This window comes from Chitinophaga nivalis, from assembly GCF_025989125.1.
In the GTDB taxonomy this organism is placed as follows: Bacteria; Bacteroidota; Bacteroidia; order Chitinophagales; family Chitinophagaceae; genus Chitinophaga; species Chitinophaga nivalis.
In genome coordinates, this window is the sequence record NZ_JAPDNR010000001.1 from 1,296,402 (window position 1) to 1,310,137 (window position 13,736).

General features: G+C 47.1%; 10 protein-coding genes. 7 read left to right on the forward strand and 3 right to left on the reverse strand.

Translation table 11 applies throughout. The annotated features are described in order from the left end of the window. The first annotated feature begins 151 nt into the window (after nt 1-151). The gene (gltX, locus tag OL444_RS05335) at nt 152-1,684 is read left to right on the forward strand and encodes a glutamate--tRNA ligase (RefSeq protein ID WP_264734264.1); all 1,533 of its coding nucleotides are present in this window, start codon (nt 152-154) and stop codon (nt 1,682-1,684) included. A 79-nt stretch (nt 1,685-1,763) separates the two neighbouring features. Here the strand turns inward: gltX and OL444_RS05340 are convergent, their stop codons facing one another. Next, on the reverse strand, nt 1,764-3,434 hold the full coding sequence (locus OL444_RS05340; protein ID WP_264734263.1) for a glutamine--tRNA ligase/YqeY domain fusion protein: 1,671 nt from the start codon (nt 3,432-3,434) through the stop codon (nt 1,764-1,766). A 142-nt stretch (nt 3,435-3,576) separates the two neighbouring features. On the opposite strand from OL444_RS05340, the gene OL444_RS05345 reads away from it, so the two are divergent. From OL444_RS05345 to fumC, 6 genes are all read left to right on the forward strand, one after another. Next, entirely contained in the window at nt 3,577-3,996 is a 420-nt protein-coding gene (locus tag OL444_RS05345; protein WP_264734262.1) for a cobalamin B12-binding domain-containing protein, read from the forward strand. A gap of 95 nt (nt 3,997-4,091) precedes the next feature. Next, nucleotides 4,092-4,928 (forward strand): hypothetical protein, encoded by an 837-nt coding sequence (locus tag OL444_RS05350; RefSeq protein ID WP_264734261.1) that lies wholly within the window; start codon nt 4,092-4,094, stop codon nt 4,926-4,928. Nucleotides 4,929-5,030: 102 nt separating this feature from the next. Next, nucleotides 5,031-5,798 carry a porin family protein gene (locus OL444_RS05355; protein WP_264734260.1) on the forward strand — a complete coding sequence of 256 codons (768 nt, stop codon included), beginning with the start codon at nt 5,031-5,033 and terminating at the stop codon, nt 5,796-5,798. A gap of 29 nt (nt 5,799-5,827) precedes the next feature. Continuing rightward, nucleotides 5,828-7,006 carry a S41 family peptidase gene (locus OL444_RS05360; protein ID WP_264734259.1) on the forward strand — a complete coding sequence of 393 codons (1,179 nt, stop codon included), beginning with the start codon at nt 5,828-5,830 and terminating at the stop codon, nt 7,004-7,006. A gap of 42 nt (nt 7,007-7,048) precedes the next feature. Next, nucleotides 7,049-7,825: an enoyl-CoA hydratase/isomerase family protein gene (locus OL444_RS05365; RefSeq protein WP_264734258.1), complete on the forward strand. Its 777-nt coding sequence runs from the start codon at nt 7,049-7,051 to the stop codon at nt 7,823-7,825. 139 nt (nt 7,826-7,964) lie between these two features. Next, a complete protein-coding gene (gene fumC / locus OL444_RS05370) occupies nt 7,965-9,368 on the forward strand; it encodes a class II fumarate hydratase (protein WP_264734257.1) in 1,404 nt (467 codons plus the stop codon). Nucleotides 9,369-9,544: 176 nt separating this feature from the next. Here the strand turns inward: fumC and OL444_RS05375 are convergent, their stop codons facing one another. Both OL444_RS05375 and OL444_RS05380 read right to left on the reverse strand, forming a co-directional pair. Beyond that, complete coding sequence (locus tag OL444_RS05375; protein WP_264734256.1) at nt 9,545-10,498, reverse strand: sulfite exporter TauE/SafE family protein; 954 nt, start codon at nt 10,496-10,498, stop codon at nt 9,545-9,547. A 62-nt stretch (nt 10,499-10,560) separates the two neighbouring features. Continuing rightward, nucleotides 10,561-13,425 carry a TonB-dependent receptor gene (locus OL444_RS05380; RefSeq protein ID WP_264734255.1) on the reverse strand — a complete coding sequence of 955 codons (2,865 nt, stop codon included), beginning with the start codon at nt 13,423-13,425 and terminating at the stop codon, nt 10,561-10,563. Between the last annotated feature and the right edge of the window lie 311 nt (nt 13,426-13,736).

Consider the following 13,736-nt stretch of genomic DNA (forward strand, 5'->3'; position numbering starts at 1 on the left):
GTAATCGGCTGTTGACCTGCAATATACAATAAGCTGTTGACCATTGTACAGCATTGTTATCTTGCCGGTGGCCGGAAAGCGATGAAAAATCCTGTTTTTCCGTGACCCTTTTAACGGCGCTCTATAGGCTAATTCCTTATATTTGCGACCTATGGATCACAAAAAAGTAAGAGTGCGTTTTGCGCCCAGTCCTACGGGCGGGTTACACCTTGGAGGTGTACGCACTGTATTGTTCAACTATTTGTTTGCAAAACAGCACAATGGTGATTTTGTGCTGCGTATTGAAGATACAGACCAGACCCGCTTTGTAGCCGGTGCGGAAGAATATATCAATGAATGTTTGCGCTGGTGCGGCTTAACGCCGGATGAAAGTCCGACGGTAGGTGGTCCCTTTGCACCTTACCGGCAAAGTGAGCGGAAGGACTTATACCGCCAGTATGCCGAGCAACTGGTAAAGTCCGGTCATGCCTACTACGCTTTTGATACCCCGGAAGAGCTGGAGAATATGCGCCAGGAGCTGAAAAGCCCGGAAAACCCTGCTCCGCAGTACAACCACGTGGTACGGCAACAAATGCGTAACTCCCTGGTATTACCGGAAGCCACTGTACAACAACTGCTGGCCGATAATACCCCACACGTGATCCGTATCAAAATGCCGGTGAATGAAGAACTGACGATTACGGATCTGGTAAGAGGAGAAGTAACATTTAATACTACACAGGTAGATGATAAAGTATTACTGAAAGCTGACGGTATGCCTACCTATCACCTCGCCGTGGTAGTAGATGATTACCTGATGAAAATTACCCACGCTTTCCGCGGGGAAGAATGGCTGCCTTCCGCACCTGTTCATATCCTGTTGTGGAAATACCTGGGCTGGGAAGCGGATATGCCGCAATGGGCGCATCTGCCACTGATCCTGAAGCCTGATGGTAACGGTAAGCTCAGCAAACGCGATGGCGATCGTTTAGGCTTCCCCGTATATGCGATGAACTGGACAGATCCCCGTAGCAACGAGTTTACAAAAGGTTTCCGGGAACTGGGTTTCCTGCCGGAAGCATTTGTAAATATGCTGGCTATGCTGGGCTGGAATGACGGTACCGGCCAGGAGATTTTCTCCCTGGAAGAACTGGTAGCGAAATTCTCTATCGACCGCGTACATAAAGCCGGCGCCAAATTCGATTACGAAAAGGCCAAATGGTTCAACCACCAATACCTGCATCATAAAGACAATGAAAGTCTGGCGGCCCTGTTCCAGCCGGTACTGGCGGAAAAAGGCATTACGGCGGATCCGGCGTATGTGGCTACCGTAGCTGGTTTGGTGAAAGAGCGTTGTTACTTTGTGAATGAAATCTGGGATCATGGTTTCTTCTTCTTCGAGCGCCCTGCCAGCTATGATGAAGCAGCGGTGAAACCGAAGTGGAATGCAGATAAGGCAGCCTTCTTTGAGGCCTGGTCTGCTCAGCTGGAAACCTTGTCTGCTGCTACTGCAGCGGAACTGGAAGCGGCTTTTAAAGCCCTGGCTGCAGAAAAAAATATCAAGATGGGAGAAGTACAACTGCCTTTCCGTATTATGCTGACCAGTGGCAAATTCGGGCCTCCCGTATTTGACATCGTGGTAACCCTGGGTGTGGAAGAAACCCGTCAGCGGATTGCCAATGGTTTGCTGGCATTTAATCAATAGCAGCTGCCATTTACGTTATATAAAGAGAAAGCGCGGATGATGATCATCCGCGCTTTCTCTTTATAATATAGTCAGGCTATTATTTAGCTTTGGCTGCTTCTTTCGCCCACGCATCTTTCAGCGTGACAGTCCGGTTGAAGACTACCTTCTCAGGTGTACTGTCCGGATCTACGGAGAAATAACCCTTACGCATAAACTGGAAACGTTCGCCGGGTTTTGCCTGCAGCAGTCCGGGTTCTACAAAGGCTTGCGGAATTACCTGCAGGGAGTCCGGGTTGATGAAGGATTTAAAGTCGCCCTCTTCTGCACTGGGATTTTCTGAGCGGAACAGGCGGTCGTAGATCCTTACTTCTGCGGTAGCTGCATGGGCTGCGCTTACCCAGTGGATGGTACCTTTAACGGTCAATCCGCTGAGATCGCCACCACTCTTGCTTTCCGGTAAATAAGTCGCATAGATGGTCGTGATATTGCCATCTGCGTCTTTTTCCACACTTTCTCCTTTGATGATATAGGCGTTTTTGAGCCTTACCATCAGGCCTGGGCCAAGGCGGAAGAATTTCTTAGGTGGGTTTTCCATGAAGTCTTCCCGTTCAATATACAGGGTATTGCTGAACTGGAGGGTACGGGTACCTGCACTTTCATCTTCCGGGTTGTTATCGGCCACCATTTCTTCTACCTGTCCTTCCGGATAGTTGGTGATCACCAGTTTCACCGGGTCCAGTACAGCCATGACGCGGTTGGCTGTTTTATTCAGTTCCTCCCGGATACAGAATTCCAGCAGTCCCATGTCAATCATGTTGTCCCGTTTCTGTACCCCTACGCGTTCGCACAGCATACGGATGCTGGCCGGCGTGTAACCCCGGCGGCGTAAACCGCTGATAGTAGGCATGCGGGGATCATCCCAGCCGTTTACATGGCCTTCTTCCACCAGCTGTTTCAGTTTTCGTTTGCTCATCACCGTGTAGTTCAGGTTCAGACGGGCAAACTCGTACTGGCGGCTGGGGAATATCTCCAGTTCTTTTATAAACCATTCGTACAGCGGCCGGTGGGGGATGAACTCCAGGGTACATACGGAATGGGTAATGTTTTCAATGCTATCGCTCTGACCATGGGCGAAGTCATACATCGGATAAATACACCATTTATCACCGGTACGGTGGTGATGGGCATGTTTAATACGATACATGAGCGGGTCGCGCAGGTGCATATTGGGAGCAGACATGTCAAGTTTAGCCCGCAGGGTTTTTTCCCCATCTTTGAATTCACCCTGGCGCATGCGCTCAAACAGGTCGAGGTTTTCTGCTACAGAGCGGCTTCTGCAGGGGCTTTCCACACCAGGAGTGGTAGGTGTACCTTTCATGGCAGCGATTTGCTCTGCAGTGGCGTCTTCCACGTAGGCCAGCCCTTTCCCGATCAGTTGAACGGCAAAAGCGTATAACTGGTCAAAATAATCGGAGGCATACAGTTCCTTTTGCCACTCGAAGCCCAGCCAGCGGATATCCGCTTTAATAGACTCCACATACTCGGTATCTTCTGTCACCGGGTTGGTGTCATCAAAACGCAGGTTGGTATGACCATTGTATTTTTGGGCCAGTCCAAAGTTCAGCACGATGGATTTGGCGTGGCCAATATGCAGGTAGCCATTGGGTTCTGGCGGGAAACGTGTCAGTACACGGCCACCATTGACACCGTTGGCGATATCTTCTTCTACAATCTGTTCTATAAAATTGAGTGATTTCTCTTCGCTCATAATGATTTATATCTGTTTTGCGGACGACAAATGTACAAAAAAGCTACCAGCATAAAGTGTTTTCCCGTACCTTAATCTCGGCGGGAAGGCACAGTATGATGAGAGCTTTTTCGTACATTTACTGACTTAATTATAAAATGGCATGGTCAACCCATTAAATCGTCCTGTTCGTGTTTTGGTAGCTAAAGTGGGCCTGGATGGCCACGATCGTGGTGCTAAAGTAATTGCCGCTGCACTGCGGGATGCCGGTATGGAAGTCATTTATACCGGTTTAAGGCAAACCCCCGAAATGGTAGTGAATGCTGCCCTCCAGGAAGATGTGGATGCCATTGGCGTCAGTATTCTGTCCGGCGCCCACATGACAGTTTTCCCGAAAATAATTGCCCAGATGAAAGAAAAGGGAATGAATGATGTACTGTTGACCGGCGGCGGCATTATCCCCGATGAGGATATGCTGGCGTTACAGGAAATGGGTGTCGGTAAATTATTCCCGCCAGGCACTAATACAAAGGATATTTCCGAATATATTGTCGACTGGGTAGCTTCCCATAGAAATTTTTAAAAAAAATATTACAGCTGTCGTAACTTTTTCAAAACCGGATCGTCTTCAGTGGAAATTGGTTCGCCACCATCTAAAAAACCACAATCGATCCGTTTATGAAATGTAAATTGTACCTGGTATTCCTGTTATTATTGATAGAAGGCACCACCACGTTCGCACAGACTAAGTCCGACACCACTGATGTAACACCGGCAGATTCCACGGAAACCACCAAAGCCAGCTTTTCAAAATTCTCCCTGATCTTTGGTTCTTATCCCCGGTACCGGAAAGGCATATACGTAACGCATGGCGGCGATGGCCCGCTGTTGTCTTTTGCTGACATGAAAGACAATGGCGCGCATGTAGCCAGTGTGCCCCGTTTTACCGTAGTGTTTAACCTGGGTACCAATTTCAATAAAGACTTCAACCGGCATTTCGGTATGTTCACAGGTGTGAACCTGAAAAACATCGGGCTGATCTCGAAACCCAACGATTCCGTGAAATTAAAACAACGGGTATATACGCTGGGCATCCCCCTGGGCTTCAAAATCGGAGATCTTTCAGAAGGAACCTTTATCTTTTTTGCCGGTGGCGAAATTGAGATGGCGATCAACTATAAAGAGAAACAATTTGTCGATGGTCGTAAGGTGCATAAATTCAATGAATGGTTCAGTGACCGCACTCCCCTGCTGATGCCTTCCTTATTTGCCGGCTTCCGGATTAAACATGGTATCGCACTGAAAGTACAGTATTACCCGCAGAATTTTTTCAACCAGGATTACAAAGAAACCGTGAAAGGCGCCACTACGTATCCCTACAGGAACACGGAGGCCAACCTCGTATTGGTTTCATTGGGGTATAACTTCAATGGCGTAAATTATTTTAGGGTGAACAAGAAAAGGCACTATTTTAAAATGAAAAATGGGAAAGCTGAGTTTCAGGTGAATTATTAAAAGAAAATATTTATTACATTTGAATGTCCCGCAACCAATCGCAAGTTGGTGCCGGGACATTTTTGTTTTATCCTCAGAGCAATACAACCAAATTAATGATCTATGAAGAGCAAACACCTCTCCTTTGCCGTACTATTGTGGTGCTTAAACATGATAACCCAGGCAGCACAAGCCCAACTTGAAGTAGGTGTATCCGGCGGATACACAAATAACTACCTCCGAACCAGTACAGGCTATCGCACTTTTACAAAATATGATAACCGCAGCGGTTTTGTTATCGGTATTCCGGTACGTTATCATGTCAACAACTGGCTTGCCATTCAGGCCGACCCCTCTTACATTCAGAAGAACTATGAAATCAAGAGAACACATTTTTATGATGGCATTTATCAGCGCAACACGATCAGTTACATTCAGCTGCCCCTGATGGCGCACTTTTCTTTTGGTGGGAAAAAGCTGAAAGGATTCCTGAATGCCGGTGGTTATGCAGGCTATTGGGCCGGTGGCCGTATCAAAGGCGTCATGGCCAACGTGTTTAACTCCGGGCCGGATATCCCCGCCGGGGAACAAATCTATAAGTACCTGCAGTTCAATCAGGCCTATGAGTACAACGAAAAATATGAATTCGACAGTCGCCGGGATCGCCGCATTGAATTGGGGCTCGTAGGAGGTATTGGCGTAGAATACCTGCTGGCAGATAAATTCCGTTTTTTTGTAGAAGGCAGATATTACTATGGTCTGTCTGACCAGCAAAAGAACTACATGGTCAACCAGATTCCCCGGTATAATGATACCTATGTACTACAGGCTGGCTGTCTGTTCAGCGTGCGTAACCTCTTTCATCATGCTCCGGTGGCCGCATCGAAGTAATATTTGTTAACAACTTAATGTCCTAAGCAATGAAACATCTGCAGAAATATATCCTTTTCTTTTCCATTCTCCTGCTGGCATCCTCCTGCCGTAAAGAAAATCCGGATCTCAACAAACCGGAAGATTATATAGAAGGAAACTTCAGTGAAGTATTTGATTCCTACTGGAACGGTATGAACAATAACTACGTGTTCTGGGATATTGATACCACCAACTGGGACCGGGTATACGATACTTACAAACCGCTTTTTGCCAAACTGAATCTGTATGATTCCAGTGATGTGGTAAAAGGGTATGGTTATTTCCAGGAAATGACCGCCGGCCTGATAGATTCACACTATGATATTTCTTTCAAGGATAGCTGGCTGGCTGATCAACCCAGTATCAATCCTGCTTATCAGCGTAAGGTAAAACAACCTGATTACCACATACCGATCAGCATTTTCAATTTCTACAGAACAATCCCCAAAAAATACCTGGATGCTGGTTCTGCTGTGCGTGGATTTACCAATACGGCAGATAGACAGTATGTGGCTGTTACCGGTAGGATTAATCAGGATATTCTCTATTTCTTTTGCAGTGCCTTCAACCTGAAAAGCCTGTATGAAAACAATGACCCGGCTAATGGTGTAAAACCGGTACTGCAGGCCTTCTTTGATAACCTGAAAAATACCAAAAATATCAAAGGGGTAATTATTGATGTTCGTGGTAATGGTGGTGGAAGCCTGGCTGACTTAAATTTCCTGATGGGAAAACTGGTGGATAAACAGGTGGATTTTGGCCAGACCCGTTCTAAACTGAGTAATGGCCGGCTGGATTATTCTCCGTGGGCGCCTGCTTTTGTAACGCCATCGCCGGATGGCCGCAATATCACCGCTCCTATCATCGCACTGGCTGACTCCTGGTCTGTGAGTATGGCAGAGTTGACAACCATGGTGATTAAATCCTTGCCTAACGGACATTTTATCGGTGAACGTACCTGGGGCGGAAACGGCCCGCTTACCGCCAATAAAATGTACAACGGTGGTCAGTTTTCTACCAGTTTCCTGAACCTGGTATATACTTCTTCCCTGATATTTAAATACAGAGACGGAAATATTTATGAAGGCATTGGTTTCCCGCCGGATCAGGAAGTAAAATATGATAAAGCCGCACTGGACCTGGAGCAGGATAAGCAGCTGGAAGCAGCGCTCAAACTGATTCGTTAGGTAAGTGAAATTGCTTAATATTGAGCAACCAAAAAGGAACGCATGTATCAAGCTATCAGTACGCAACTGGAAAATAATATCCTGATCATTACGATCAACCGCCCGGATAAAATGAATGCCCTCAACCAAACTGTGATGGCTGAACTGGCACTGGCAGTGGATGAAATTTACAGCAATCATGATATTAAAGGCGCTGTGATTACAGGAGCTGGCGAAAAAGCTTTTGTAGCGGGTGCTGATATTGCGGAGTTTCTCTCGTTGTCTCCCAAACAAGGAGAAGAACTGGCAAAGAAAGGACACGTAATTTTTCAGCGCATCGAAAACAGTCCTAAACCTATTGTGGCCGCTGTAAACGGTTTCGCATTAGGAGGTGGTTGTGAACTGGCTATGGCCTGTCATTTCCGGATTGCCAGCGAAAATGCCCGGTTCGGTCAGCCCGAAGTAAACCTGGGACTCATTCCTGGTTATGGCGGCACACAGCGGCTCACCCAGCTCGTAGGGAAAGGAAAAGCCCTGGAGCTGATGATGACCGGCGATATGCTGACTGCTCCGGAAGCCCTGTCATGGGGACTGGTAAATCATGTGGTAAAGCTGGAAGAACTGTTGCCTAAAACTATCGCCATTCTCCGGAAGATCCAGACCAAAGCACCGCTGGCAATAGCCCGGGTGGTAAAATGCGCCAATGCCGCATTGGATAAGGATCAGGATGGTTATGATACAGAAATACAGGAATTTGCCGCCTGCTTTGCTACCAAAGACCTCCAGGAAGGCGCCGCCGCTTTCACGGAGAAAAGACAGCCGAATTTTACAGGCGCTTAATAAAAGCAATATACATTAACGTCCCGGTTAGCAGCTATACGCGGAGATCCTCCGCCATTATCTGCTCTCCGGGACGTTATTCTTAATTTCTAATGTGTAATTCTTTACTTTTGTGCTCTAAATCATAAAAGCTTACACCATGGAATTTAGAATAGAGAAAGACACGATGGGTGAGGTAAAAGTACCTGTAAACGCCTATTATGGTGCTCAGACGCAACGCTCCATTGAGAATTTCAAGATCGCACAGGACATCAACAAAATGCCGAAAGAAATTATCCGTGCATTTGCATTCCTGAAAAAAGCAGCAGCTTTAACCAATCTGGAAGCAGGCGTACTGCCCAAAGAAAAAAGCGACCTGATTGGCCAGGTATGTGATGAAATCCTGGAAGGCAAACTGGACGACCAGTTCCCGCTGGTAGTATGGCAAACCGGTTCCGGTACCCAGTCCAACATGAACGTGAATGAAGTGGTGGCTTACCGTGCACACGTGGTTCACGGCGGACAGCTTACTGATAAAGATAAGTTTATCCACCCCAATGATGACGTAAACAAATCCCAGTCATCCAACGATACTTTCCCTACTGCCATGCACATTGCAGCCTATAAAATGCTGGTGGAAGTAACAATCCCCGGTATTAAAAAACTGCGCGATACCCTGGCACAAAAAGCGGTAGCTTTTAAAGATGTAGTAAAAATAGGCCGTACCCACTTTATGGATGCGACGCCACTCACCCTCGGTCAGGAAATCAGCGGATATGTTTCTCAGCTGGACCATGGTTTAAAAGCCATCAACAATTCCCTGCCACACCTGGCGGAACTGGCCCTGGGCGGTACTGCCGTAGGTACTGGTATCAACACCCCTAAAGGATATTCCGAAAATGTAGCGAAGAATATTGCTGCATTAACCGGCCTGCCTTTTATCACCGCTGAAAATAAATTTGAAGCACTGGCAGCACATGATGCGGTAGTAGCAGCACACGGTGCGCTGAAAACCATAGCCGTTAGCCTCATGAAAATAGCCAACGACATACGTATGCTGAGCTCCGGCCCACGCGCAGGTATTGGCGAAATACATATTCCTGATAACGAACCAGGATCTTCCATCATGCCGGGTAAAGTAAACCCAACCCAGTGTGAAGCACTCACCATGATTGCTGCACAGGTTATGGGTAACGATGTAACCATCGGTATTGGCGGTTCAAACGGTCATTTCGAGCTGAACGTATTCAAGCCGGTAATGATCTTCAACTTCCTGCATTCTGCCCGCCTGATCGGCGACGGATGCGTGAGCTTCAATGATAAATGTGCAGAAGGTATTGAGCCGATTGAAGCAAACATTAAAAAACATGTGGAAAATTCCCTGATGCTGGTAACTGCGCTGAATACCAAGATCGGTTATTATAAAGCTGCAGAGATCGCGCAGAAAGCCCACAAAGAAGGAACAACCCTGAAAGAAATGGCCGTGAAACTGGGTTATGTGACCCCTGCCGAATTCGACGAATGGGTAGTACCAGGCAACATGGTGGGTGAAATCAAATTATAATTCGTAATATTTTTCAATAAAAAAGCGTTCCATATGATTGGGACGCTTTTTTTGTAAGTAATTGTTACTAACTGTTATGAAGGTACGAAGATGATCAGGCAAATCATGCCATCACACAGGTACCTTTATACAACCATATGACCGCCGGTAAAAAGTACCGGAGAGGAATATGTTTTTTAAAGGAGATGCAGCACTGCGGTAACGATGGTGCGCAGACTCAGGAGTATAATCAGTACTCCTACCATAATCATCAGCGGTTTCCGTTTGATTTTGCGAACGAGGATTGCTGCAAACGGAGACGCAATAACACCGCCTGTAACCAGGCCTATGACCACCTGCCAGTTGGAGATACCTGTGAAAATCAGGAAGGTAGCTGCGCTGGACAGGGAGACGAAAAATTCAGCTGCATTGACGGAGCCAATGGTGTAATGTACAGTTCTGCCTTTACTGAGTAACGTAGAGGTAACGATAGGACCCCATCCCCCACCGCCGACTGCATCCATAAAGCCGCCTGCAAATGCCAGCGGGGCCAGTCTTTTGGTTTTTCTTTTACGCTTGTGTTGTTGTAATCCTTTCCGGATGACGATAACGCCCAATATTAGTAAATACGCACTGATAAAAGGTTTGATAAGGTCGCCGTTTATTTTGTCTGATAAAAGATAAGCGCCGATAATGGCGCCTGCCATGCCTGGTATCAATAAGCACAGAAACAGTTTCTTATTAACGTTACCCAGCTTGAAATGGGCAAAACCGGAGGCGCCGGTCGTAAATACCTCTGCCACATGTACACTGGCGCTGCTCACAGCCGGTGATACCCCCAATCCCAGCAACAGCGAGGAGGAAGTGGCACCATAGGCCATTCCTAATGCGCCATCTACCAATTGTGCACTCAGCCCCACTACGATATAAAATAATAATTCGGTCGTGAAGAAGGAGTCCATAAAATGATATACCTGTAGCTGCGCCGGCGCTGGCACGAGGTAATGATAGATCGCAGCCAGCAATACCACCGCCAGCAGTAGTACCCCTGCGACCTGCCACCAATGTCTTTTCCGGCTATTGGGCCGGGGCGCTGCCACCGTACTGATGATATTTGTCTGACGTGTAGTGTTGTCCGTTAGTTGCGACATAACATACATTTTAAAATAAGTGATGGCTGCAGCGTGGGTGAACGCTGCAGCCGGGAAGTCGTTTATTTTCTTTTAAACACGTTGTCATAGGTCACCGTGAAATAATACAATCCACGGATGGTTGGCCCACCTACATACTGGAAATAAGCCGTATTGAACAGGTTGGATGCACCCAGTTTAAACGATGTTTTCAGCTTGGGAACCCGATAGGTAACCTGTGCATCTACGGTGCTGTAAGCAGGTACATCTCCATTACCAAAGAGGTTCTGCCAATAGAACCGTTCCTGCCAGTGCCATACTACATTGAAACCCAGATTTGGCAGTACATTCCGGTTGCCGATACTGAGGTTGGTAAACCAGCGTGGGGTATTGAAGCCGGGGATCAATGCATCATCCTTGGTTTTATCCTGTTCCAGTTTGTTGTAGTTGGCGTTACCGCTGAGGGTAAAGTTTTTATAGATATCGTAAGTCACCGCTACTGCAAATCCGTAGTTGTTAACAGTAGAAGTACTATTGGTCCATACACGGTAGCGGTTCAGTTTCTTTTTATCCAGCATCTGATCCAGTACGGAAGCATCCGGATGATTGACATCGCCGGTTTTAGGTACAGATACTTCTACCTGTCCGATGAAATTTTTATAGGAACTGTAATAGCCATCCACATCGATAAACAGCCTGTTGTTCAGTAATACCGCCTTGTAACCGGCTTCAAAAGCTGTGATCTGCTCCGGCACAATCGGATTAAGGTTGGCTACTTTCAGGACGCCTGCATTTTTTGCAGCGGCATCGGCCTGGCTAATACCTGGTTCGGCATTGATGGTTTTGATGACGGCAGTATTAAAGGCATCTACCGAAGAAGTGAGATATGAGTTTTTAAAATATCCTAATCCTTCTTCAATAAAGGCGAGCCCGCCGACCCTTCTTACCTGGCCGTTGTTGACAAAGGAATAGGCTTCAAACAGCGAAGGGAAGCGGAATCCATTCTGCCAGGATACCCGGAAATTATGTTTGTCCTTGATGCTGTATACAGCGGCAATACGCGGATTGATCTTGCCTTCAAACTGTTCGTTTTTATCATAGCGCAACGAGCCGGTTAGCTTGAGGGCATCGTTAAAAAAGGTTTTGCTGACCTGTACAAATCCGCCGGTTTTACCATACCAGATATGTTTGCCGCCACTTTGATTACGTTTGTCCAGGGCGCGGGTGAAGTCTACAAAGTTGTTGCCGTCCGGAATGATTTCATAGGTGCGGTAATCAGCGCCCACCAGCACATCTGCAAACCGGATATATTTCCGGAGGTTCCAGGTGCCTTCGGTATGATAGAAACGGCTCATCTGCAGCAAGGCAGCGCCGCCGGTGGTATTGGAGGGATCTTTGGACGTAGGGTATATATCCCAGTCATTGACGCCCTTTATTTTGGCTACCTGCGCATCAAAGGCAGGTGTGCCGGGCGTCCATCTGCCTGCATCCGCAAAGGCACGTGCAGCGCGGTGTGCAGCGGCAATGTCCAGTTTGTCGCCCAGTGCTTTGTTGAGCCCCGTGGTATAGTCTTTGAACCAGACATCATCTGATTTGAATGACTTTTCCAGGTTATCTGCCAATGGGTTCATGTTATAGGAATTGCCGGTATTTTCGATGGATACATAGGAACGAATGGTAAAGTCAGGATGTACCAGTTCCAGCTTGTGGTTCTGCACTTCTACTCCTCTCAGCCCGATACGGTTACCGCGCTGAAAGAAGCCATCCATCTGGCCATAGCGGTAAGCATAAGAGAGTTCCAGCTGATGCGGCAGGCGGAAATTGAAAGACACATCCGCTTTTTTATTTTTCACGGTATAATCACCTACCAGGTCTTTTTCCCAGTAGCCGGTACGCCCTACCCTATAGGCATGTTTATCGGCTGCTACAATGAGTTTGTTGGTTTGGTCGGCATATTTGTTCCAGGCATCGTTGGCGATGTTGTTTTCCCCGCTTAATGCCGGGAAGTCAGGATTCGCCTTGCTTTGCGGGTTGAAATCATCATGACTGTCGGCATACCAGTCGGTGCCCTGCATGTAGCTCAGGTTTATTTTCCAGGCAAACCATTTATTGTAGGCCTGCGCATAGCGTATAGCTGTTTCCGTTAGTGGTTTGGCGCCACCGCCATCTCCTACGTGATTCACGGCTATTTTCTGATAAACGCTTACACCCTGATACAGGAACGGATTTTTGGTAACCAGGTTCGACATCCCGTTGATGGCATTCATGCCGTATAAGGCGGAAGAGGCGCCGGGAGTGACTTCCACGCTGAGTATATCCAGTTCGGTGGGGCCGATGGCATTTCCCAGGGGTACGCCCAGCGTAGCGGCCTGGTTATCGACGCCATCTACAAGCTGCATGAACCGGAAGTTGTTGGGAACATTGAAACCACGGGTATTGAATACTTTGAAGGTAAGCCCTGCTGTTGTCATCTGTACTCCTTTCAGGTTACCGAGGGCATCGTAAAAAGTAGAAGAAGGGGTTTCTTTTAAGGCCCGGATATCCAGCTTTTCAATGGCTACGGGAGAACGCAGCAACTTTTCCTGTTGCCGCGAAGCGGATACCACTACTTCATTGACCAGCAGCGATTGGGTAAACAGCTGGATGGCCAGTTTACTGGTGCTGTTTTTAACTTCAAATTCCTGTGGTTGATAGCCAATCAGCCGGATGACCAGCCGCAGGGGAAATTTGGTATTGGTGGTAATATCGAAATGACCACTGGTATCTGTCTGTGCGCCGAAAGAAGTGCCTTTGATCTGAACAGATGCACCGGGAAGGCCGATGCCATGATCATCTGTAATATTGCCTTGTATGACGTACGAACCATTGAGCTGTGCCTGAACAAAGGTTGGACTGAGTACCAACATAATAAAGAAGTACCTGATGAGTATAGGCAAAAAATGTTGCATTACGTTGTAAGTTGATGTTATAGATTTTGGATAGTTAAAACGATTGCCGGAGGGGTCGGAAAAGCCTTTGCTGTGACTCAACATCGATTTGCTAAAAGGTACTGTAATGATCCAATAGTCATATAGTCTATAGAATTAGTAGACAAATATAACGAGGGTCTCCTTTATTTCAAAGCAAATAGGCGGATTTATTGAAAAAAAGGAGCGGGCTGCTGCCCACAGACTGCAGTGGGCGGGCTAATCAGCTAACAATGCGATAATTGGAAGATGGGGCAACGTATAAAAAGGTGACGGACAGGCAAAAAAATGGC

Excerpts from the sequence above, each read along its gene's own strand:
- gltX (WP_264734264.1), top strand. The coding sequence starts at position 152 with ATGGATCACAAAAAAGTAAGAGTGCGTTTTGCGCCCAGTCCTACGGGC.
- OL444_RS05340 (WP_264734263.1), bottom strand. The coding sequence starts at position 3,434 with ATGAGCGAAGAGAAATCACTCAATTTTATAGAACAGATTGTAGAAGAA.
- OL444_RS05345 (WP_264734262.1), top strand. The coding sequence starts at position 3,577 with ATGGTCAACCCATTAAATCGTCCTGTTCGTGTTTTGGTAGCTAAAGTG.
- OL444_RS05350 (WP_264734261.1), top strand. The coding sequence starts at position 4,092 with ATGAAATGTAAATTGTACCTGGTATTCCTGTTATTATTGATAGAAGGC.
- OL444_RS05355 (WP_264734260.1), top strand. The coding sequence starts at position 5,031 with ATGAAGAGCAAACACCTCTCCTTTGCCGTACTATTGTGGTGCTTAAAC.
- OL444_RS05360 (WP_264734259.1), top strand. The coding sequence starts at position 5,828 with ATGAAACATCTGCAGAAATATATCCTTTTCTTTTCCATTCTCCTGCTG.
- OL444_RS05365 (WP_264734258.1), top strand. The coding sequence starts at position 7,049 with ATGTATCAAGCTATCAGTACGCAACTGGAAAATAATATCCTGATCATT.
- fumC (WP_264734257.1), top strand. The coding sequence starts at position 7,965 with ATGGAATTTAGAATAGAGAAAGACACGATGGGTGAGGTAAAAGTACCT.
- OL444_RS05375 (WP_264734256.1), bottom strand. The coding sequence starts at position 10,498 with ATGTCGCAACTAACGGACAACACTACACGTCAGACAAATATCATCAGT.
- OL444_RS05380 (WP_264734255.1), bottom strand. The coding sequence starts at position 13,425 with ATGCAACATTTTTTGCCTATACTCATCAGGTACTTCTTTATTATGTTG.